Origin of the sequence: Flavobacterium sp. KACC 22763, from assembly GCF_028736155.1 — a bacterium.
GTDB lineage: Bacteria > Bacteroidota > Bacteroidia > Flavobacteriales > Flavobacteriaceae > Flavobacterium.
On sequence record NZ_CP117879.1, the window covers coordinates 1,177,066 to 1,198,052 of the forward strand.

The window sequence follows — 20,987 nt, forward strand, 5'->3', positions numbered from 1 at the left end:
TCGGCTTTTGCAAATTCAATAAATTAAAGGTTTTCCTTGTAGAACGGAATCAATTTGTCTAACGCAATTTTGACTGGTTTGGGTTTGTCATATAAATCATAGTGTGACCAACCATCAACAACTACCAATTCTTTTTTAGTTGAAGCGGCACGGCGAATTATTTCAAAACCATCTCTGTAAGCTCCAAACGCTCCTGATTTTCTGCCCACAATTACCAATAATGGCTGTGTTAGTAATTTTTCTGCAAGATTATAGGCGTCCCATGTCAGAGCGGCCGCATTGTGAGAAAACAGGGTTTTGTTTACACCGTTTTCACTTTGACCACGAGAAGTACGGTAGTATTCAGTTGCTTCTAAAAGGTCAATATCGGCGTTAAGTTCTTTTGCCATTTCATAGGTAGGATAAAGGCCTTGGTCTACTCTTAAAGTTGCACCTCTAGCTTCTGCAGTTCTTTGTTCTGCAATTGCTTCAAGGTTTGCGATAGGATCTCCAAATTCGCGCATTACACGGCCATAGTTGGCACCGGTAACTGTTGCCACGGCTTTGATGCGTCTTTCTTTCATAGTTGCATTGATGGAGTAACCGCCAGCACCACAGATGCCTAAAACACCAATACGTTTTTCATCTACAAAAGGTAATGTTACCAGGTAGTCACAAGCATAGCTGTAATCTTCTACACGAAAAGAAGGATCTTCTAAATATCTTAATTCACCGCCGCTTTCACCTTGAAAAGATGCATCTGGCACCAATACTACAAAACCTGCATCGGCAAATGCCTGCCCGTATACATTTCCTGAAGTCTGCTCTTTACAGCTACCAATAGGGTGTGTGCTAATGATGGCAGGGTATTTTTTGTTTTCGTCAAAATTTGGAGGGAACAATAAGTCTGCCGCTATGTCCCAATACATTGCATTAAATCTTACCGATTTTTTCATTTTGATTAATTTTTAATATTAAACTAATTTTTATTTAGAAATTAAATAAGGTTCTTTTTGAAGAATGCCGAAAGTTCAAGAGCAGCTTCGTTTACATAACTCTGTTTATCATAAAGATCCATATGATCTGCACCTTTTACAATATATTTGGTTTTATCTGCAGATGCTGCGCGATGAAGCAAGTCATCGCTCATCCATGCACTCCCAGCGTTGCTTCCAACTACAGCAAGCAAAGGTTGTGTAAAAAAAGCTTCGGCTTTGTTGTAAGCATCATAAGAAATGATTTGGGAAAGACTTCTTGCAGTGGCAAAACCCGGAGCAGTAGGATATTGGCATCGCGGAGTGTGATAATATTCCCAAGCGCCTCTTAATTCAGCATTTGGAGCATCTTCTTCTTTCATTGGAGCCAAAGGCATTGTGGCAATGGCAGCACCGCTTGCATCATTTGTTCTGGCATTTGAACCCGCAATAAGATAAGGAAGGGCATCAGCATCTTTTACATTGTTTTCCCAGCCATTGCGAAACATAGATCCGATATTAACTGCGCTTACCATACCAACAGCTTTAATGCGATGGTCATTGATTGCTGCGTTGGCAGTATATCCCGCACCAGCACAAATACCCATAGCGCCAATATTCTGCTGATCTACATAAGGCAATGTAGTTAAATAGTCAATTACGGCGCTTACATCTTCTGTACGGATGTATGGATTTTCCAATTGGCGTGGTTCCCCAGTACTTTCTCCCTGATAGGAAGCATCGTAGGCAATGGTAAGAAATCCCATTTCTGAAAGTTTTTTAGCATACAAACCTGAGGTCTGTTCTTTTACACCGCCTCCTGGATGTGAAACTACAATAGCAGTATGCTTTTTGGTTTCATTAAATCCTTCCGGAAAATTAATTACAGCTGACATTGAGATATTTCCATTGTTGCTGTTTTTGAAGCTTACTTTTTTCTGTGACATGATTTCTATTTGTTTAGTTTATATAACTTTTTCATTGATACAAAGTTACATCGGTACAGAAGCTCAAAACGTAGACAGAATACTCAAAAACAGATACATTTTACTGATTCTCATTTTCAAGAATAAAAAAAGCAGCCGTTAAGCTGCTTTTGGGTATAAATGATTTCTCTTCTTATTGATTACGGAATACTTTAGGTGAAAGTCCCGTTTTCTTGCGAAAAAAGCGGGCAAAATAATTTGGATAGTCAAATCCCAGACTATATGAAATTTCGCTTACAGAAAGGTTTGTATTACTTAGTTTGTCTTTTGCCAATCGGACAACAAAATCCTGAATGTGTTCACTTGGAGAACTTCCTGTAAAGTGCTTGATCAGGTCACCAAAATAATTGGGAGATAAGTTTGATTTCTGCGCAAAATAAGCCACTGACGGCAATCCCGCAATACTGTCTTCTTGATTGAAAAAATCTTCTAAGTGATTGTTGAAATCCGAAATTACCTTATGATAGATCTTGCTTCTCGTATCAAACTGGCGGTCATAAAAGGCCTGTGTATAAGTTAGTATAAGAGTAATGTAGGAAATGATAATATCTTTAGAATAATATTGCTTTGAAAATTCATTGTATGCTTTTTTATAAAGATCCCACAATAATGCTTCTTCTTCTTTGGTTAGAAATAATGCTTCGTGATGGCTGTCATAATGGGTGAAATTATAATTTTTAGCCATCTTACTCAAATATTTGCCACTTACCATTATGGCATATCCTGAAGAAGGGGGAGCAATATCCCATCCTATGGAGTTGTGCGGGCAGTCCACATACATATAAGAATTCGACTGATCTTCCAGCAGTTCCTGCTGAACCAGATTTTTATCAAATGGCGGCTTTATGGCTAAAAGGTAAAAATCGATTGTAACGGCCTCTGATTTTAGGAGAACGTTTTCTTCATTTTGAAAATTTGCAATATGAAGATCTTCATTTTTGATGCTCTTTAAATTAAGATATTTTGTAAATTCAGATATGTCCAATATTTTTTTTTCCATGACAGTCTTGGATTAAGATAATGCAAAATTAGAAAATTGATTATTCATGTGAATGATACAGATCAAGGTAAAATGGATACATTTTACTGATTTAAATTTTCACCTTTTAAGATGAATTTCATCGAGAACAATGTTTCAGTAGAAAAAGCCGTTATTATTCTTTCCAAAAACGGCATTCAGGTAGATGAGAAGGTAGCTGAAATTATTTTGGAATTATTGTATTTAATATCAAAAAAATATGATAAACCAAAAGAGAAAAAAACTATATCCTTAACGGGATTTCGAACCATCGTTCAGCTTCGATTAAATCTCTGATAGCACCACTTTAAGACTGTTTATTTCAAACAGACTAAGAATTTCTTGTGAAAAAATCTAACCATAGAATGTTAGGTTGTATAGGCTTGAAAAATCCACACATTAGGGCATAAAAAAAGAGACAACTATTTGATAGTTGTCTCCTTAAGTGACCTCGACAGGACAAATTACAACATCATTTTTGGAAGATTTGAAGAAATTGGCTTACTACATGTAATGTCTGTCTTTCATTGGCTGTGTAAATTTGGTTTAGATGTCCTGTTGGGGATTGATGCAAAAATTATACAAACTCAATTGGTTCATCGCATTAAGCTAATATATAAATTTACAAAATTTATGGAGGATTTTAGAAGAATGTTTTAAGTTAAGGAAGGATTGTCTTTCTTTGGCTCTATGAATTACTTTATGCTATTTAGGTTTTGTGGCACAAATGTAATCCCTCTCAATTATGCTGCATAAGAAAAAATTGATAATGGAGATTGCCGTTCTTTTCTTTTCTCTACGTTGCTTGTAAAGTTGTTAGTTTGGTATATTTTAGAGATTGCCTGTGTAAAATTCCTATATTAGTAACTTTAAAGATCATCAAATGGAAATTAGAACTGATTTAGAACGTCTTTTATGGCATGAGACAGGACATCTATGTGTAGACCTTATAGAAATTGAATACAGTCCTGATTTTTTAGTTGATGACCTGTGGGCGAATTATCATGCAATTGCAATTTCCAAGCATAAATGGGAGGGAGGAGTAAGGATGCTTCCTTCGATCCAATATGATGTTTTGCTGCAGGATGATGATAAAACTTCATTTGCGCTGCTGGGGCTGATTTCAGGCTGTGTTTTTCAAACGTTGTATTTAAAAGAATTCCTAAAGGATGCTGATGTTGGCTTTGAGGATTGTTTTTGTATGCAGCAAAAGTGTGGTGGAAGGGGAGATATCATGTCCTTTCTGGGAATAACCTCCTTAATAAGGAGAAAGTATGGTTTAAACAGGGACTTCATACAGTTTATCGAAAGGGAGCTGCAGCATATTTATTACGATATTATTACCAAAAATCAAGAATTTTTAGGTGAGCTCCAGAGTTTGATAAGCAACTACACAGCAATCGTTTATGATGTATATGAACAGTCGGAGAATAAGGACAAGTTTCAATATTCCCTCAAAGGGAAATACCTCGATTCATTAAAAGAAGAGGTTTTTAAGCTAATGAAAGGGACAGGCTTCTACGATGCGGTTAAAGAACTTAAAGAATCCATTAAAGAGAAAATGACCGAAGTTCAAAAAAGAAGTACATCAAGCTAAATTAAAGAATAATAAATAAATACAATGGATAGAATAGAATTAGGAAATGATATCAATGAATGGCTGGAAGAATATTTGAAAACAGTCGAAGAGAAATTAGCATCGTTATCGAGGGCTGAGTTAATCAGCGAAATGAAAAACTTGGAATCTGCATACACGGACCAACAATTAGAAAAATTCCCTGATAAGGTAATGATTTCTTCCTTAAAGGCGAACTGCAAGCATGCTTCAGTTATTGATGCGTATGTAATATTGGATCAACTTCGAAATAATGCAAGTGATGCTGTTATTCTAAATTCTGTTTCAGGGATGATCCAAACAATTTCAAAAGCGAAAGTGGATGAAAAGACTAGAGAAATGAATGCAGAATTTATGGAAAAACTAAGGGAACATGAAGAGGAATAAAATTGCAGGAATGAAGTGATATGCCCAATACCAGCAATTTTAGCTAACAATTATAGTGTTTTGTATAACTGATTATACAGGGGGAAATTAAGCTTGCGCCAGTGTCATATTATCATTAAAATTTAGCAGATAAATCCTGCTTCTTGAATATAAAAGAAGACTGTGACGGTCTTCTTTTATAATATATTATGACAGATGTAATAGAACAGATAAAAAAATTATTGTAAAATTATTTTAGTTCTAGCTCTATTTTTTTCACCTTTTGGAAAAAAAAACACAAAACTGTTATAAGTATTATTAAAGAAATGATAGCTTGCTTTTAGGTCTTCTCCTTCTTTTGTGTTTAAAGAAATTACGCCATTTTCATGAAATTTCTTTTTAAACTTAAAGTCTTGAACAAAAGACCATTTAAATCCAAATTCATCTGGAAGTTGTAGTTCACCAAACTCTTCTAGGAATTTTTTTGAGTAAAATAAATCTCTCGTAGTCAATGTATTTACAAAACCATTTTTATTTACTGGATGGTTTAAAACAAGTAAAGCACATCTGTTTTTTGATTGTAGAACATAATTTCTAAATGAGGAATGTACAGATGCGCCAAATTTTTTACTTATTGCCATAACAGCTCCTAGTCCTAAACTTAACTTTTCGCACTCTTCTAGAAATCGATCATGTTGAAATAGTGTTAATGATGCGAAATAGTTAGCTTCTGCTTCAAATTGTTCATCATACTCTTCACTTAAAGTTTCATCGTTATCTAAAGCTAAGATGATTTCATTTTGCCATGACAAAACACCATGACCAATTTCATGTAATTTTACAAAATTCTTTTTGCCAAGATTTTTATCAAGCTCTGCATCAATGTATATAGTTTTCTCTTCTCGATAGAAAAAACCTTTTATTTTCGAAAGAGCATGCATTAGGGCTTTTTTGGAAGGATCAACTAGTTTTTCTTTGAATGAGTCAAAAAAAGAATCGTCAATATTCTGTAAGTCTATTTTGTTATCAAGCGCAAAATCGGAATATGATAAAATTTTGTCTACTGGTGTAGGGAAGATATCGAAAGATTTACTTTCTTTTAAAATATTATGTGATATTTTTTCAATTTCTTTACGAGTAAAATCATCTATCATATATTACTTTTACGTGATTTAATAAATTCTAAATATTTTAAAACATCATTTCTTTCTTCTTCCGTTAGGTCTTCTGCTCGAAAAGCTATTTTTTGAGCAAAGCTTAAATTAATTTCTTCTTGGTGGGCTTCTTTCTTATCTATCATTTTTGCATTTGAAAGAAGTGTTTTTAGGGACACTTTATATAAAGATGATAGTTTTGATAAGATATTAACTGATGGGTTTTTAATCTTATCATTTTCTAGCTGGCTAAGATAAGCATTAGAAATATCTGTCATTTCTTCTACTTGTCTCAATGTAAGCCCTACATTTTTTCTTGCATCTTTTAAAGATGCTCCTAGTGAACTCATCATTGTTTTTTTTGCAAATATACATTATTTGCTTAATATACCAAGCAAAATTCTAATCTAAATCTAAATTTATAAAAAATACTTGCTTGATATATTTAGATTTTTATATATTTGCAGAGTAAACTTTTAAAATTATTACTTAATAATTTTAGTTTTATCCATGGTAATGTGAAAATAAGGCAGGAACTAGAATTACGAATAAATAATGATAACAATTAAATAAAAAGAGCTGATAAAAGAAAAAACCCAGAACCGTTTGCACCGGCGCTGGGCTACATTACGAGGAAATAAAGTTTTGACGGACTTCTCATTGACAGGCTTATCACCTAGGTCAACCTCTTATCTCGTGGTTACAAAGTTAAACGTTTATTTAAACTGTACAAGTAATCCCGAAGATTTTGCACTGTAGTAAAATAAAACATACTCCTTTACTACAGAATCTATGGAGATTACTTTTTGTATTTTTTATTAATGTCGAAAGACTAAAACGTAAAGACTATGTCACAAGAATATAGATTAAACGATAAAAACTTTGAATCTCAAGATTCAAAAATCACTGGAATGCAAATCCTTCAAAGAGCCGGATTGGTTCCAGTAGAAGATTATGAACTTCTAATTAAGGTCAATGAAAATGGTTTTGAGCCTATTCAACTTTCAGAAATCATTGATTTAAGAGCACCTGGTTTGGAAGGCTTTTACTCCAGACCCTATGACAAATTAATCATCTATGTTGATGATGCCGCAGTGCAGGTTTCAGAATCATTTATGACACCGAACAAAATCCTTGCAGCTGCAGGAAAAGTAGTAAAAGACTTTTATCTAGTACAGCGTGAGGGGGAAATTGAAATTGGGTATAAAAACGATCGTGAGCATAAGGTAGCGATAAAAAACGGTGCAAGGTTTGTATCTTACGAAGTTGAAATCATCGATGTCCACGAGCATTGCCACAATGGACAACCTGTACCTCCAGACTGCAAGTACAGAATAAGCATCGATCGTGAGCCATATGTGGTTGACGATGCTTGTTTAACCGGTAGAGAGATATTGTTGCTAACTAATAAAACTCCTCCTGATAGATTTCAGCTGCGTCAGAAATTTAAAGATGGCAGCGTTGTGACCATTGCAAATGACCAGAAGGTTTGTTTTACAGATCCTGGAATTGAAAAATTTAAAACTATTCCACTGGATCAAACCGAAGGCGAGCCAAGAAAGTTGCGTTTTGAATTTGATCTGCTTGACGAAGATCAGGCATTTCTTTCTGGTCTGAAATTACCTTTTGAAACGGCTAAATTAGGACAGGAAAACTGGGTGTTAATTCATAATTATCCAATTCCGGAAGGTTATAATGTAGCCACTGCATCTATGGGAATCAGGATGGTCGGCGGATATCCAACGGCAGGTCTTGATATGGTTTATTTTTTTCCTGCTTTAAGCAGGGTAGATGGCAAGCCAATTGGTGCGCTGACACCGCATGCATTGGACGGAAAGTCTTATCAGCAGTGGTCAAGACATCGTACCCCTGCAAATCCATGGAGGCCGCAAGTTGATAATTTGAGCACCCATGTTCCTCTGGCGGATTTTTGGCTGGAAAATGAATTCATAAAAAGACCAGGTCATGCTATATCAGCTTAGAATTGCTGGTGAGCATTATAAAAGCCTACAGCAACATCTTTTTCCCGGAGACGGGAAAGAGGCTGTTGCGGTAGCTTTATGTGGAAGGTATGAAAGAGATGGTGTATCCATTCTGCTCACTCATCAGATAGAACTCATACCTTATGATGAATGTGAACGTGAACCTGAATTTGTACATTGGAGAACCCAAAGGATTATTCCCTTTTTAGAACGTGCGGAAAAAGAGAATCTAGCTATTTTGAAGATTCACAGCCATCCTGGCGGTTATATGCAGTTTTCTGATACCGATGATCAGTCCGATGGTGAGTTGTTTCAATCCGTTTTTGGCTGGTGCGATCATGATGGCGTGCATGGATCAGCAGTTATGGTGCCTGATGGTCAGGTTTTTGGCAGGGTTTTTACTCCAGCGATGGCAACTTTCGCATTTGATAAGATTTCAGTTGCTGGAGATTCGATCCGCATTTTTGACAACAGTACAGTAGAACTGGATGATTTTTCGATACGCACAAGACAGGCATTTGGTGAGGCTACCTACAATCAACTGAAAAAAATGAAAGTTGGTATTGTTGGATGTTCTGGAACTGGGAGCCCTACAATTGAACAGTTGGTTCGCTTAGGAGTGGGGACTATTGTTATTGTTGATCCTGATACCGTCGAAAGGAAGAATCTTAACAGGATTTTAAATACCACCAAGCAGGATGCAGACGCTTCTAGGTTTAAAACAGAAGTGCTAGCTGAGACTATTCACAGAATGGATTTGGGTACTAAAGTTGTTACCTATAGTGTTAATCTCTACGAGAGTCGCGAAGCATTGGACGAGCTCATTACGAGTGATGTTATTTTTGGATGTGTAGACAGTGTAGATGGCAGACATTTAATAGCGCAGCTGACCAATTTTTATTTGATACCTTTCTTTGATCTAGGAGTACGTCTTGACGCTGACGGAAAAGGAGGTATAAAAGGAATAACAGCAAGTGTTCATTTTATTAAACCTGGATGTTCGACATTATTTAGCCGTAGATTGTATACACAGGAGAGGCTGTATAGCGAAAATTTAAAGCGCCAGAATCCGACGGATTTTGAAGATCAACTAAAGCAAGGTTATGTCCATAATGCAAATGTTGACCGTCCTGCAGTAATTAGTATCAACATGCAAATAAGTGCCATGGCTGTGAATGAATTACTGAATCGCCTGCATTTATTTAAGGATGATGATCCGGAAAATTATGCTAAAATAACGATGGATTATACTGGTGGCTGTATTATTAATGAAGCTGAAAGTAATTTTGAACAAGATGTTGCTGCTCAAAAGTGGGTCGGTAGAGGAGATTACAAGCCTTTTTTAAGATTAACCGGATTGTGATGAAAAAAATCATAATGTTTTTGAGATGCATCTTTGCAACATTTAGTTCCTATTGGGTGCATATATGCAATATTACAAATTTTGTAGATGCTGCAAAATTTAAAATCCAATTTGCTGATGATACTCCAGATGAAATTGTAGAAGGTATTATTTTTATAGTTCAAGATGGTAATTTGCCTGAATCTTTAGCTTTTCAGTGTCCGTGTGGATGCAAAGCTAAAATAATTTTGAATTTGTTGCCAGATGCAAGCCCTAAATGGAGCTATATTATTGATAAAAAAGGTTTAATTGATATTTATCCATCAATTTGGAGAAAAATTGGATGTAAAAGCCATTTTTTTGTGAGGAAAAGTGATGTCAATTGGGTATAATTTAAAAAGTCGCTGTTTTATAACAGTGGCTTTTTCTTTTAATTTATTGTGGGCAGGTATTGTTTTGTGGAGATTTAATTTTAATCATTTGTCTTTTTCTTATTCGTATTTTTCTCTAAATAATGTTGCATATGCATATTAGCCAGCTTTCTAAGAAAATATAATATTTCTTCTGCCTGCTCAACTGTAACACTCATTCCTTCCTTTTTAAGCATTTTCTGTGCTTTTTCTGGAGATATTTTTCCCTTGTTTTGCTCATCTCTATAATTCATAATTTAGTTTTTTAGTGTTAAATTATTCTTAATATAAAGATAAGTTAAATGTTTTTGTACTTGTAAATCAGTATGTTAAGTTTGGTTTAAATCCTGACTAGTCACCTCTACAGGATGTCTAAACCGTCAATTTAAGTGAGGTAAAACGTGTTAAAATGTAATAAAAAGCATAAAAAAAACGCTAAAACATACGTTTTAACGTTTTTTTAGTAGTGACGGGGACAGGACAAATTACAACATCATTTTTGGATGATTTGAAGAGATTGGCTTACTATATGTAGTGTCTGTCTTCCATTGGCTATGTAAATTTGGTTTAGATGTCCTGTTGGGGATTGATGTAAAAATCTGTTTAATTCCAAAATAATTCGTAGATAAATATTCTAAGATAATTGTTTATTTAAAAATAGACACATGGAAAATTTATAGCAAAAAGAAATCAAGTATAATTGGGCAAAAAAACAAATGGTTACAATTATCTCAGTAGACTTAATTTAAGAGAAAAGGCAATTAGTGATTCTTTGTCAGTTGATAAAATTCCTAACTTCGTTTTTATTATAATTGCAAAACCAAAATTTGTAAAAAAACTGACTGTAATAATGACTTCGAAATTTATTTTATTTTTTATTTTAACATTAACAACTTGTTTTAGCCAAAATATTACGGATCCTTTGCCAACCGCTGAAAAAGAACTTAATGAATGCATTAAAGCCAATAGCAAGGAAGAGTTAAATTGCAGAAAAGAATACTATCATGAACTTCAGTTCTGGGAAACAGAAGTTTTTAATGCTGTTTTAGAAATTGTTTATGGAAATAGAACTGAAGAAGAAAGAGCAGCATTTGAAAAAAAACAAGCGGAATGGAAAGAGACAACATATTATTATTTTGCAAAGACCATGAAGGAGTTTCAAGTGAAGCATCCTGGTAAATTTGTGTGGGATAATGATTCTGCTTTAAAACTCGATGCCAGAATCTTTTATCAAAAAAATGCCAAATATTATACAGATAGGATTTCTTATTTATTAAGTTTAGTAAAAAAGAAATAAAGGTTGTCAGACAAAATTTACTAATTTTAAAAAATAAAAAGGTTGTTAATTACAAATAGCTATTCATCAAAAAAGAGTAAAAAACAGAGAATTTATTTTACTGTATTCTCATTTATTTTGCCTTTTTTCCATACAATCTTGGCTCAAGATGCAAATAAATACACATTAATTCCTGATATTAATTTTGAAAAAGCTTTAAGGGATTCTGGTTATGATGATGGTGTACCAGACGGAAAAGTTCTTACTGCTGATATTGCAAAAGTAACGGAACTTCATCTTAGAAATCGTGATATAAAAGATTTAACCGGTATAAATGATTTTGTTTCATTAAAGAAACTAATTTGTTTAGAAAATAAGCTAACCAAGTTGGATTTATCTGATAATTTGGCATTAACCACTTTGAATTGTGAAGAAAACAAATTAACCATATTGAATATTAGCAGAAATGAAGCTCTGATATCTTTGAATTGTTCAAATAACAGGATAACTGCATTAGATTTAAAGCAAAGTGTGAAATTGACATCTTTAAGTTGTGAGAGAAATCAATTAGATGAACTAGATGTTTCTAAAAATATAAGTTTGCGTGAATTGCGATGCGGAAAAAATAAATTAATTTCCTTAGATATAAGCAGAAATATAGTTTTAGCTAATTTTTACTGCAATACCAATCAGTTAAAGACATTAGATTTATCACATAATATTAATTTGATGTCATTCGGATGTTCTGAAAATCAAATAACAGATATAGATCTTTCGGCAAATCTTTATTTGTCGAATTTTTCTTGTAGTAATAATCCATTGAACAAGTTAGATCTAACACATAATATTTATTTGAGTTATTTAGTTTGTATGAATACGCCATTGACCAACTTGGATTTAAGCAAAAATATTGCTTTGAATAAAGCGTATTTAGACGAAAATAAACTGAACTCTCTTGATGTCTCAAAAAATATAAATTTAACGTACTTGAGCTGCTATAAAAATCAGCTGCTTAAATTAAATGTATCCAACGCTCCATTAAACGAATTGGTTTGTTATAGCAACAAGTTGGTTGCCCTTGATGTAAGCCAAAATCCATTATTGCTCAGTTTGACTTGTTCAAACAATCAGTTGGTTAGTTTGGATATTTCGCAAAACCCGAAAATATATGCGCTCTATTGCAACTCAAATTCACTTACGAGTTTGAATATTAGTAATGGAAACAATCAAAACCTGAATTTTCATGCCTATTTTAATCCCAACCTTAAATGTATTCAAACGGACAAAAATATAGTTCCTCATTTTAACTGGCGGAAAGATGGAATCGCTAATTATAGCTCAAATTGTAAATAAATAACTTATTAAGTAAGAAATTTACGAATTTTTTAGTTTTTGAATTAACACTTTGTCACAATAAATATATTATGAAAATTAAAAATATAGTAATACTAATTTTAATATTGCCTTTTTTTTCTTTTAAGTCATTTGCAAATAAGAGAGAAGGAAAAATAACGGCTGACCTTTCTCCAATTAAAAATTATTTTGATCATGTCGTAATAAAAATGACAGGCTATGCAGAATTTGGAGATTCTGTCGAGACAATTGATACCATAAAGGCTATAGGAGGGAAATTTGAGTATCATTTTTCTGTACCGGAAACAAGAATGACAACTATTGTGCTGTTAAAAAATAATGAAGAAATAACTGATCTTGCAGTCAAAGACGCAGCGCTTTCTGAGGAGTATGGCTATGATGGAGAGTTTTTAGTTGGAAACGAGGATATAAAACTCAGTTGTACCTATCCCGAGTGGCTTGGAATGCCTTATGTTCAAGTTTCCTCTATAGGTTTAAAAGAGCACAAGTTGTACAGTTGGTTGAATACACATGATTTAAATTATCACTATGTAAATAAAGATTTTATTAAAAAACATCCTGATAGTTACAGTGTATTGCAGGCCGTTTATTTTCAAAGAGGAAGTTTGCAAACGGATGATATCGCTAGCATGATCGAATTGTTTTCTGATGAATTGAAAAATTCTGGAAGTTATGCTGCCATAAAAAAATACCTAAGTAAAATAAAAATGCTGCAAAAAGGTGAATTTGCAACAAGCTTTAATTGGTTTGATGTGAATGGGGTTGCATATGATTTTAAATCGGTTTTAAATGGCAAAAAATACGTGCTAGTTGTTTTCTGGTCAAGTGATTGCGAGTCGTGCAGGTATGAGATCAAATTTGCAAAAAATATAGAACAGCGATATGGAGATAAAGTCAGCATCGTTTATTTAAGTATTGACACTGATTTTCAAAAATGGAAACAAGCAGTTGAAGAAGAAAAAATGACTTGGTATAATTTGTCAGGACTTCCAAACAGTAAAAAGACCGTCGCAGAAAATTATTATACTGATTACGCTCCAGAATTTCTATTACTTGACACCGAAGGAAAATCATTAATACCGAATAGCTGCCATCTATTTTTTGAAATTGATAGTTTCTTTAAAAACGAATTGAATCTTTCCAAATAGATATAGGAAATTAAAAACTGGAATTAATTGTTTTTTTGCCTGATTAAGCAGCAAGCAGTAATCGAAGATGGAGCTATTGAAATGCTATTTAAATTAGTGTAGGTATGCTTAAATGTTTTTTAGGAGCTCTTCCCGCTATACCTTTCAATCTTTTGTGCCAAACCCCGACACAAAAGGATTTTCACTGCTATCGGGGCTAGGGCCGCTATGAAGTCCTGTTTCTTCTTTTGAGAACTGATAGTCCAACCCAATTGTTGCATTAAAAAATCATTGGCAATTCAATGCTGATTCGACAAGTTATTCTCCTGAAAGTAGAGGTTTTCTTTTTGAAATAGAAGATACGGCAGAACCTTTCTGAGCCTTGCACTGATTTTTCAATTGTGCAAGCGATACTTGCACAATTACATGGTATCGCATTGGCCGCTTGGTTTTATTTTTAGTTCTGATGCCTTAATATAAAATGCATCGTAGATAGGTTGATAATTTGATTAAAAACAATAAAAAAATAGCACCAATTGTCTTCAATTGGTGCTATTTGGCTATGTGGTGACGTTTAGTTCACAATTTACAAATCATTCTATGAACGATTTAAAGAAATTAGCTTATTTTCAAGTGAATTTGTAAGATAATTATTTTAAAAGTTTGTTGAGAAACGGTTTGTATGTATCGTAAGGGTTAAATGTTAAAAATCGTTAATTCAGTAATAGATGTGATTTCTTTCATAATAACTTATAGATTTAAGTTGAAGAGAGTGAAAAAAAAATGTCATCAGTAAATTTAAATTATTATTCTTAAAATTTTCTAATCAAAATTTGTGCATGATAATCTACTGTCCATTAGAAATTATTCAATTTAGCAACATTTTTTATCTTGCTGAATTGGTGGACATGGCACAGTTCCATAACTGCAATATACACAGCAATCACCTTGATTTGGTTTAAGAGTTTGTTTGCAGTTCTCACATTCGTAAAAAAATTGGCATGCATCAGTTGGCATAGTTTCTTCTTTACTGTGGGAGCAAAGGGGGCAGGTTATTATTGATTGTAGAACGATTTTCATTTTAATTTTTTGTTAGTTACTGTATAGCCTGTTGAATTTATTGCTTTTTCAATTTCATTAATACTAGTTTTGGAATTATCAAATTCTACAATTGCGTTACCATTAGTATAATTTACATTTGAATTTATTATTCCAATCAATTTATTCACTTCGTGATTCACATGTTTTTCACAGCTGGCACAAGTCATTCCGCTAATTGTAAACTCAGCTTTTTGGCTGCTGGTTTTATTGGAGACTAAGATTTTCTTTTCTGTATTTGAATAAAAAATATTTGAATAGTAAGGAAACGAAAGCAAAAGGGCTGCAAATAGGGTGATAATTACTAAAAACATTTTAGAATTAACGAATTTTGATTTTTCTTGTGTATCGCAGTTACAGTCTAACTGCTTTTTAGTTTTCAGCTTTTGATACCAAGAGAAAACAATAATTAAAACAGTCAGGCCGATGAAATAAGGTCTCATTGGCTCAAGCCATGAAAAAGCAGATGCAATCCCGCTTGTTCCGGCAACGAGTGCTAATATGGGAGTAATACAGCACAATGAAGCAGCTATTGCTGTAAAAAATCCAGCTCCAATTATTTTATTCTCTGTTTTCATATTTTTTCTAAAATTTCGAAGAAAGGTTTTAGCATTTTTTCATATTCGTTTGCCAATGAATAAAAAATGGTTTGCGCTTCCCGTTTAGTTTCAATAAGTTTTCTGTCTTTTAGTTTTCGTAAATGCTGCGAAATTGAAGAAATACTCATGTCAAGAATATCACTTATGTCACATACACAGAGCTGTTTTTCTTCATAAAGTAAAAAGAGAATTCTTAATCTCACATTATTACCAGCCAATTCAAGCCCATTGGATAAATAATCAAAAGAGTCATTGAGTTCTAGCACTCTGTCTTTACAGCGGACTATTTGTTTTATATCTGCCTGTTGTCGTATACAAGTTATATCTTCCATAATGCAAATATATATCATTTGCTTATTTAAGCAAATGCTAAAATACAAAACATTTGAATTAAATTTATGAATGATTCCTGCGCATAAAAAAAGACAACTTTTTGAGTTGTCTTTTAAGTAGTAACGTGAAATATTACTTTTTGCAATCTTTCGGAGCACAAGTTCCAGAATCGTCATTACAGCAATGCGTAGAACATTTTTCAGTGCAGTTTTTCTTTGCATCAGTTTTTGATAAGTTCGCATAAGCGAAGATACTTCCAGCAGACAATACCAATGCTGCAAGAGTAAGGTACATTTTGTTTTTCATAATTTTAATTTTTAATGATTAATACTACTTAAGACGTACTAATCTAAAAATGATGCAGACTTTGATGATTTTTTTTCTAACAGCCTGAATTTTTATATATGAAGTTTCCAAAAATGATTTGGTGATATCAGCATTTTCCTCCGCTGCATGATTTTTTAGACGTAACATTCATAACATTTCCACGGCGGTCTAATTCAATACTGCAGCAATCCAGAAGCATTTCCTTTAATTTGGATCTGCCTCTCTGCACTCTAGATCGTATGGAAGGGTAGGCAAGGCTGTATTTTTCTGTTAAGTTTTTCTGTTTAATTCCATGGATTTCGCTATCCATGATAATATCCCGATAGTCTTCCGGCAGCCGCTCAATGAATTTCATTAGACAACAGTCCAGACTTTCTGAAGTATCAAAATCTGTTTCATGCATTATTTTTTGCATCATACATTCGGTCAGTTCTGATTTCTTATGATTGGAATTTTTTCGGTAATAGTCAATAATGGAATTTCTTGTGATCGTGAAAATCCAGCTTTTTAATTTACTTTCTTCAGTCAGTGATCCTAAATTCTCGTTTATCTTAATAAAAACTTCCTGCAAAACATCAGATGCATCGCCCGTATCATTTATACGTGCCTTAATATATTTGCCCAAAATGATATAAAACTGATTGTGAATAGTATTTATTTCCAAACTCATAGTTTTTTTGTTCTGCTTTTGAAGAAAGCGGGATTAACAACAATTGATTTTGCCTCTGAAATTATTCCAGATAGGGGCTGTTTTTGGCATGCATAAGAAAACATGAAGAATCGCCATTACGATAGCTCCCGGTAAAAGATTTACAATTAACAAATTAAAGTAGCCTGGAGATTGATTGGTATTAGAAATCATTATTTCCCCATTTTGAAAAGTAAGTCTGATGGAGAGGTAAACCGCAATTGACGCAAAATGAAACCCATTTACGAATAAATGAACAATATATTCCCAGCGAGGAAGCCCTCCCATAAACTGCCTGCTGTCCTTTTCTATAAAAGCGTCATACCCAAGCACCAGTATGTCTAAAAGGACAATGGTTAAGCCTATTACAAAAGCCGTATGATTATTTTGTTTCAAGAATAAAAAATAAAGGATTGCCGGAAAGAAAACAGCTCTGAATGTATGGGTAATGTGCTCGGTTTTACTTTCTTCCCGATTGTGAAGCTGGTATTTGAAAATATGCAGATAGAAGCCATCATATAAGGCCAAGACCGCAAAAAGAACAAGAAAGAAGGATGAAATGATAATTGCTGTTTCCATTTTATTTTTAATTGATTATAAAAGCAAAACTATGGGGAAGCATAATTAAAACTAAGGACAAATGTCCTCTATTTTTGTGCTATCTCATTTCTTATTCTGCTCAAAGTCCTGCGGGTTATCCCTAGATAGCTTGCAATATCATTTACTGAAGCCTTGTTTACAACTGCGGGCTGTTCCTTAAGCATACGCATGTATTTTTCCTTTGCGCTTTCATTGCACAAAACACTTGCATACTGTTCCATTACCATGTACTGCCGCTCGGCAATTGTCCTTCCGATATTCTGCCAAAGAGGACTTTTTTGATAGAGAATCTGCAGGTCATTGTAACTGATTGTTATAAGTTCAGTATCTTCTACGGCCTGAATGGAAAGTTCCGAAGGCTGCTGTGAAATAAAGCTCTTGTAGGAAGTTGTCAAATTATTTTCTGAACAGAAGCACGAAGTCACTTCTTCGGATTTTTCATTTATATAGTAAGTTCTCAGCAGCCCCTTTTTAATAAAAGCCGCTTCATGTGAGATTTTACCAATTTGAGCAAAATAACTGTTTCGGGCTAATGTCCTTATTTTGAAATACGGACTGTAATTTTCAAATTCCTGATCGCTGATAGGAGCAATGCTCTTTAAAAACAAATTAAAGCTTTCCATTCATATCCTGTTTTTAGATTCATTTATTGACTCGAAGCCTGATTTAAATAAAATCTTTTTCTGAACCAGAATGCAAGGTTAACTAATGCGATAAGAGCAGGCACTTCTACCAGAGGACCAATAACTCCTGCGAAAGCCTGACCGCTGTTTATTCCAAACACGCCGATTGCTACGGCAATAGCAAGTTCAAAATTATTGCCGGTGGCTGTAAATGCTATAGATGTTGCCTTTGAATAGTCAGCTCCAAAATATTTGCCGATAAAGAAACTGATGACAAACATCAAAGTAAAGTATATGACAAGCGGTATTGCAATACGCACTACGTCCATAGGGATCTGAACAATAAGTTCCCCTTTCAGGCTGAACATTACAATAATTGTAAAGAGCAATGAAATAAGAGTAATCGGCGAGATAAAAGGCACATACTTAGTTTCGAACCATTCAGAACCTTTTAGGGCTATCAAAGCATAACGGCTTATGATTCCCAGAGCAAAAGGAATACCTAGATAGATACCGACGCTCTCGGCAATCTGCGCAATGCTGATATTGACTTCAAAACCATCATATCCAAAATAGGGAGGAAGGATGGTTATGAAAATGTAAGCGTATACACTGTAAAGGAGTACCTGAAAAATACTGTTAAGGGCGATAAGTCCTGCTGCATATTCACGGTTTCCATCGGCAAGATCGTTCCATACCACTACCATTGCGATACAACGTGCCAGACCGATCAGGATCACCCCAATCATGTATTCAGGATATCCGTTCAAAAACAGTAGCGCCAATAAAAACATTAAGACAGGTCCTACAATCCAATTCAGGAATAAAGATGCGCCCAAGACTTTAGTGTTTTTGAAAACCTGTCCCATCTGTTCGTATTTTACTTTTGCCAGAGGCGGATACATCATCAGGATAAGCCCTATTGCCAATGGAATGTTTGTTGTTCCGCTGGAGAAAGAATTGATGAAATCTCCGCTTGAAGGAATAAAGTATCCTACTGCCACTCCTATAGCCATGGCAAGGAAAATCCAAAGGGTCAAGAAGCGGTCAAGGAAGCTTAACTTTTTGCGTCCGACGACTGGTGCACAGTTATTTGCTGACATTTTATTTTTTTATTTGTGAGAATACGTAAAACATTTCAGTTCCAATCTGCAGGCTGCGCTCCAGGTAAGTTTCTTTCTGCTGAGGCGTTCCGTCAGAAATTTTTGGATCTTCAAAGGTAATCGGAATTCTTTTCTCTGCGCCTGCTATAAACGGGCATCCGCCGTCAGCCTGCGAGCAGGTCATTATTGCGGCAAATCCGCTTTCAGGATTGAAATCATCATCATAGGTTTTGGAAAAGCCTACGACTGGAAGCTCATCCGCTGAATATTTTATGGAATAAACCGGGTTTGATCCCTCTGAAAGCGTTTTGATATTGAATCCTGAATCCTTCAAAGTCTCCGCTGCCATTGGGAAAAGGGCGGTAGCCTCTGTTCCTCCTGAATAGCATGATACGTTTTTGATGCCGTAATAGGCAGCCGCAGTCTGCGCCCAAACCTGCGATAAGTGGCTTCTTCTGGAATTATGCGTGCAGATTAGGTTTAGTCTGGTTTCCAGATTACTGTCCACTTTAGTCTGAATGAAGTCGATTAATGGCTGCAGTACTGCTTTGCGATCTTCGGAGATCTGCTTAAAATCAAATGATTTGACGGTATTCTCAATTTGTGGATATAACATACTTTTTTGGCTGTAAAGGGTTATTGATTATCTGTTTATTGATTAGCAGCATCCTCCGCCCGGAGTGCATGAATTAGCATTGTCAGTATTTAACTGAGATAATTTTACTTTAGGCTTGTCTGATGGAATACCGCACTGCTCCTGAGCAAGGCAGGCTGTCTGTTTGTTAAGTAGAGTGAAGTTTTTACCGTTAAAATCCAAATCGTATTTGCCGATAGTAGTGTTCTGGTACTCCACTTCAATTTCATGGTCTTCAATTCCCAATACTTTTTCTGAAAGCTCAATGATGTGGATCAGTTTCTGAGGTTTAAGCCTGTGCTCGTAGTCATTGGCATCCCAAAGCTGGAAGTTTACAACTGTTTCTTTTCTTACTGTTCCTCCGCAGTCGATGAAGTTTTTGGTAACCAAGCCTACTTCAGTTACGTGAAAATATTCCGGTACAAATGTGCCGTCCGGCAGTTCAAAATTTACAGCTTCTACTGTTTTAAGCACTTCTTTAATTTCTGAAAGTTTCATAATTTTTTATATTTAGTTAAACTATATTTTTATTAATTAATAACGGAGCTTCTTCTTTCAAGAAGCGCAGTATCTCTCCAGATACCATTTTGTTTTCCGATTTTCTCCCTTGTTCCAAGTATCCTGAAACCTGCTTTTTCATGGATACGGAGACTTGCCGTGTTCTCAGGAAAGATTCCTGCCTGAAGCGTCCAGATTCCTTCTGTTTCGCTCTGTCGGACAAGTTCATTTAAAAGGGTAAGCCCGACTCCTTTTCCTGAATGTGCTGGATCCACATATACGCTCACTTCTGCAACGCCTGCATAAACGCAGCGTGAAGAAACAGGGGTAAGGGCAGCCCAACCAATTACATTACCATCTTCCTGCATCACAACTCGGCAAGAGGTAAGATGTGACTGATCCCAGTCTTCCCATGAAGGGGCGCTGGTCTGGAAAGTGGCATTGCCGGTATCTATTCCTTTTTGGTAGATTATTTTTACCTGATCCCAGTGTTTGTCTGAAAGTTTTCTGATTTCCATATTTTTATAGATTAACAGCATTCGCTTCTCTTCTTTGCCAAATGATCTGATATGTGCTGAAAGAAACCTTTTATCTTTTCAAGTCCAGGCTCATTGATGCAATAGCAGATGGAATTTCCTTCAATGTTTCCTTTTATCAGCCCTGCATTTTTCAATTCCTTCAAGTGTTGTGAAACTGTCGGCTGTGAAAGGGGAAGTTCGTTTACAATATCTCCGCAGATGCAGGCATCCACTTTTAATAAATATTCCATAATAGCGATACGCGCAGGATGGCCTAACGCTTTGGCTAGAACAGCCAGCTCATTCTGGCTTTTTGTAAAGTGATCTGTTTTTGTTGCTCCCATCGTTTTATATTTATATTGC

At 34.8% G+C, this 20,987-nt stretch carries 27 protein-coding genes; 9 read left to right on the top strand and 18 right to left on the bottom strand.

Going from position 1 to position 20,987, the window contains the following annotated elements; genetic code table 11:
• Positions 1–23: 23 nt before the first annotated feature.
• The 3 genes from PQ463_RS05010 to PQ463_RS05020 form a co-directional block, all read right to left on the bottom strand.
• Positions 24–935, bottom strand: a complete 912-nt coding sequence (locus PQ463_RS05010; RefSeq protein ID WP_274256611.1) for an alpha/beta hydrolase — start codon at positions 933–935, stop codon at positions 24–26.
• 41 nt (positions 936–976) lie between these two features.
• Entirely contained in the window at positions 977–1,900 is a 924-nt protein-coding gene (locus tag PQ463_RS05015) for an alpha/beta hydrolase (RefSeq protein ID WP_274256612.1), read from the bottom strand.
• 172 nt (positions 1,901–2,072) lie between these two features.
• A complete protein-coding gene (locus PQ463_RS05020; protein WP_274256614.1) occupies positions 2,073–2,939 on the bottom strand; it encodes a helix-turn-helix domain-containing protein in 867 nt (288 codons plus the stop codon).
• A 111-nt stretch (positions 2,940–3,050) separates the two neighbouring features.
• Here PQ463_RS05020 and PQ463_RS05025 point away from each other — a divergent pair, with 111 nt between their 5' ends.
• From PQ463_RS05025 to PQ463_RS05035, 3 genes are all read left to right on the top strand, one after another.
• The gene (locus PQ463_RS05025; protein WP_274256615.1) at positions 3,051–3,254 is read left to right on the top strand and encodes a PTS sugar transporter subunit IIBC; all 204 of its coding nucleotides are present in this window, start codon (positions 3,051–3,053) and stop codon (positions 3,252–3,254) included.
• A 586-nt stretch (positions 3,255–3,840) separates the two neighbouring features.
• Positions 3,841–4,554: a hypothetical protein gene (locus tag PQ463_RS05030; RefSeq protein WP_274256616.1), complete on the top strand. Its 714-nt coding sequence runs from the start codon at positions 3,841–3,843 to the stop codon at positions 4,552–4,554.
• A gap of 24 nt (positions 4,555–4,578) precedes the next feature.
• Positions 4,579–4,959, top strand: coding sequence for a hypothetical protein (locus PQ463_RS05035; protein ID WP_274256617.1), 381 nt, complete (start codon positions 4,579–4,581; stop codon positions 4,957–4,959).
• A gap of 218 nt (positions 4,960–5,177) precedes the next feature.
• On the opposite strand, the gene PQ463_RS05040 is transcribed toward PQ463_RS05035, so the two are convergent.
• Both PQ463_RS05040 and PQ463_RS05045 read right to left on the bottom strand, forming a co-directional pair.
• Entirely contained in the window at positions 5,178–6,092 is a 915-nt protein-coding gene (locus PQ463_RS05040; RefSeq protein ID WP_274256618.1) for an ImmA/IrrE family metallo-endopeptidase, read from the bottom strand.
• The gene (locus PQ463_RS05045; protein ID WP_274256620.1) at positions 6,089–6,442 is read right to left on the bottom strand and encodes a helix-turn-helix domain-containing protein; all 354 of its coding nucleotides are present in this window, start codon (positions 6,440–6,442) and stop codon (positions 6,089–6,091) included. The genes PQ463_RS05040 and PQ463_RS05045 overlap by 4 nt, the downstream gene beginning before the upstream one ends.
• Before the next feature lie 498 nt (positions 6,443–6,940).
• Here PQ463_RS05045 and PQ463_RS05050 point away from each other — a divergent pair, with 498 nt between their 5' ends.
• The 3 genes from PQ463_RS05050 to PQ463_RS05060 are packed head-to-tail and all read left to right on the top strand — an operon-like array spanning position 6,941 to position 9,808.
• Positions 6,941–8,074 (top strand): multiubiquitin domain-containing protein, encoded by a 1,134-nt coding sequence (locus PQ463_RS05050; protein WP_274256621.1) that lies wholly within the window; start codon positions 6,941–6,943, stop codon positions 8,072–8,074.
• Positions 8,058–9,437, top strand: coding sequence for a ThiF family adenylyltransferase (locus tag PQ463_RS05055; RefSeq protein ID WP_274256623.1), 1,380 nt, complete (start codon positions 8,058–8,060; stop codon positions 9,435–9,437). The genes PQ463_RS05050 and PQ463_RS05055 overlap by 17 nt, the downstream gene beginning before the upstream one ends.
• A complete protein-coding gene (locus PQ463_RS05060; RefSeq protein ID WP_274256624.1) occupies positions 9,437–9,808 on the top strand; it encodes a ubiquitination-like system serine protease family protein in 372 nt (123 codons plus the stop codon). The genes PQ463_RS05055 and PQ463_RS05060 overlap by 1 nt, the downstream gene beginning before the upstream one ends.
• 80 nt (positions 9,809–9,888) lie before the next feature.
• Here PQ463_RS05060 and PQ463_RS05065 read toward each other — a convergent pair whose 3' ends face one another.
• On the bottom strand, positions 9,889–10,080 hold the full coding sequence (locus tag PQ463_RS05065) for a hypothetical protein (RefSeq protein WP_274256625.1): 192 nt from the start codon (positions 10,078–10,080) through the stop codon (positions 9,889–9,891).
• 596 nt (positions 10,081–10,676) lie between these two features.
• Between PQ463_RS05065 and PQ463_RS05070 the strand changes: the two genes are divergently transcribed.
• The 3 genes from PQ463_RS05070 (at position 10,677) to PQ463_RS05080 (ending at position 13,624) form a co-directional block, all read left to right on the top strand.
• A complete protein-coding gene (locus PQ463_RS05070; protein ID WP_111378132.1) occupies positions 10,677–11,123 on the top strand; it encodes a hypothetical protein in 447 nt (148 codons plus the stop codon).
• Positions 11,124–11,165: 42 nt separating this feature from the next.
• Positions 11,166–12,455 (top strand): leucine-rich repeat domain-containing protein, encoded by a 1,290-nt coding sequence (locus tag PQ463_RS05075; protein WP_274256626.1) that lies wholly within the window; start codon positions 11,166–11,168, stop codon positions 12,453–12,455.
• 71 nt (positions 12,456–12,526) lie between these two features.
• Positions 12,527–13,624 carry a TlpA family protein disulfide reductase gene (locus tag PQ463_RS05080; protein ID WP_111378130.1) on the top strand — a complete coding sequence of 366 codons (1,098 nt, stop codon included), beginning with the start codon at positions 12,527–12,529 and terminating at the stop codon, positions 13,622–13,624.
• 852 nt (positions 13,625–14,476) lie between these two features.
• Here the strand turns inward: PQ463_RS05080 and PQ463_RS05085 are convergent.
• The 12 genes from PQ463_RS05085 to PQ463_RS05140 form a co-directional block, all read right to left on the bottom strand.
• Positions 14,477–14,683, bottom strand: coding sequence for a GDCCVxC domain-containing (seleno)protein (locus tag PQ463_RS05085; RefSeq protein WP_012025078.1), 207 nt, complete (start codon positions 14,681–14,683; stop codon positions 14,477–14,479).
• Positions 14,680–15,279 carry a mercuric transport protein MerTP gene (merTP, locus tag PQ463_RS05090; RefSeq protein WP_111378129.1) on the bottom strand — a complete coding sequence of 200 codons (600 nt, stop codon included), beginning with the start codon at positions 15,277–15,279 and terminating at the stop codon, positions 14,680–14,682. Before merTP ends, PQ463_RS05085 begins: the two co-directional genes overlap by 4 nt.
• A complete protein-coding gene (locus PQ463_RS05095) occupies positions 15,276–15,632 on the bottom strand; it encodes an ArsR/SmtB family transcription factor (protein ID WP_111378218.1) in 357 nt (118 codons plus the stop codon). The genes merTP and PQ463_RS05095 overlap by 4 nt, the downstream gene beginning before the upstream one ends.
• 133 nt (positions 15,633–15,765) lie before the next feature.
• Complete coding sequence (locus tag PQ463_RS05100; RefSeq protein WP_274256627.1) at positions 15,766–15,939, bottom strand: hypothetical protein; 174 nt, start codon at positions 15,937–15,939, stop codon at positions 15,766–15,768.
• A 127-nt stretch (positions 15,940–16,066) separates the two neighbouring features.
• Positions 16,067–16,630 carry an RNA polymerase sigma factor SigZ gene (sigZ, locus tag PQ463_RS05105; RefSeq protein ID WP_111378128.1) on the bottom strand — a complete coding sequence of 188 codons (564 nt, stop codon included), beginning with the start codon at positions 16,628–16,630 and terminating at the stop codon, positions 16,067–16,069.
• A 33-nt stretch (positions 16,631–16,663) separates the two neighbouring features.
• The gene (locus tag PQ463_RS05110; RefSeq protein ID WP_111378127.1) at positions 16,664–17,227 is read right to left on the bottom strand and encodes a hypothetical protein; all 564 of its coding nucleotides are present in this window, start codon (positions 17,225–17,227) and stop codon (positions 16,664–16,666) included.
• Between the two features lie 68 nt (positions 17,228–17,295).
• Positions 17,296–17,871: a Crp/Fnr family transcriptional regulator gene (locus PQ463_RS05115; RefSeq protein ID WP_111378126.1), complete on the bottom strand. Its 576-nt coding sequence runs from the start codon at positions 17,869–17,871 to the stop codon at positions 17,296–17,298.
• 23 nt (positions 17,872–17,894) lie between these two features.
• Positions 17,895–18,974 (bottom strand): ACR3 family arsenite efflux transporter, encoded by a 1,080-nt coding sequence (gene arsB / locus PQ463_RS05120; RefSeq protein ID WP_111378125.1) that lies wholly within the window; start codon positions 18,972–18,974, stop codon positions 17,895–17,897.
• 1 nt (position 18,975) lies between these two features.
• Complete coding sequence (locus PQ463_RS05125) at positions 18,976–19,590, bottom strand: arsenate-mycothiol transferase ArsC (protein WP_274256628.1); 615 nt, start codon at positions 19,588–19,590, stop codon at positions 18,976–18,978.
• A 42-nt stretch (positions 19,591–19,632) separates the two neighbouring features.
• Positions 19,633–20,106, bottom strand: a complete 474-nt coding sequence (locus tag PQ463_RS05130) for a DUF6428 family protein (RefSeq protein ID WP_111378123.1) — start codon at positions 20,104–20,106, stop codon at positions 19,633–19,635.
• A gap of 32 nt (positions 20,107–20,138) precedes the next feature.
• Positions 20,139–20,645 carry a GNAT family N-acetyltransferase gene (locus tag PQ463_RS05135; RefSeq protein ID WP_414656180.1) on the bottom strand — a complete coding sequence of 169 codons (507 nt, stop codon included), beginning with the start codon at positions 20,643–20,645 and terminating at the stop codon, positions 20,139–20,141.
• Complete coding sequence (locus tag PQ463_RS05140) at positions 20,636–20,968, bottom strand: ArsR/SmtB family transcription factor (protein WP_274256630.1); 333 nt, start codon at positions 20,966–20,968, stop codon at positions 20,636–20,638. Before PQ463_RS05140 ends, PQ463_RS05135 begins: the two co-directional genes overlap by 10 nt.
• Positions 20,969–20,987: the final 19 nt, after the last annotated feature.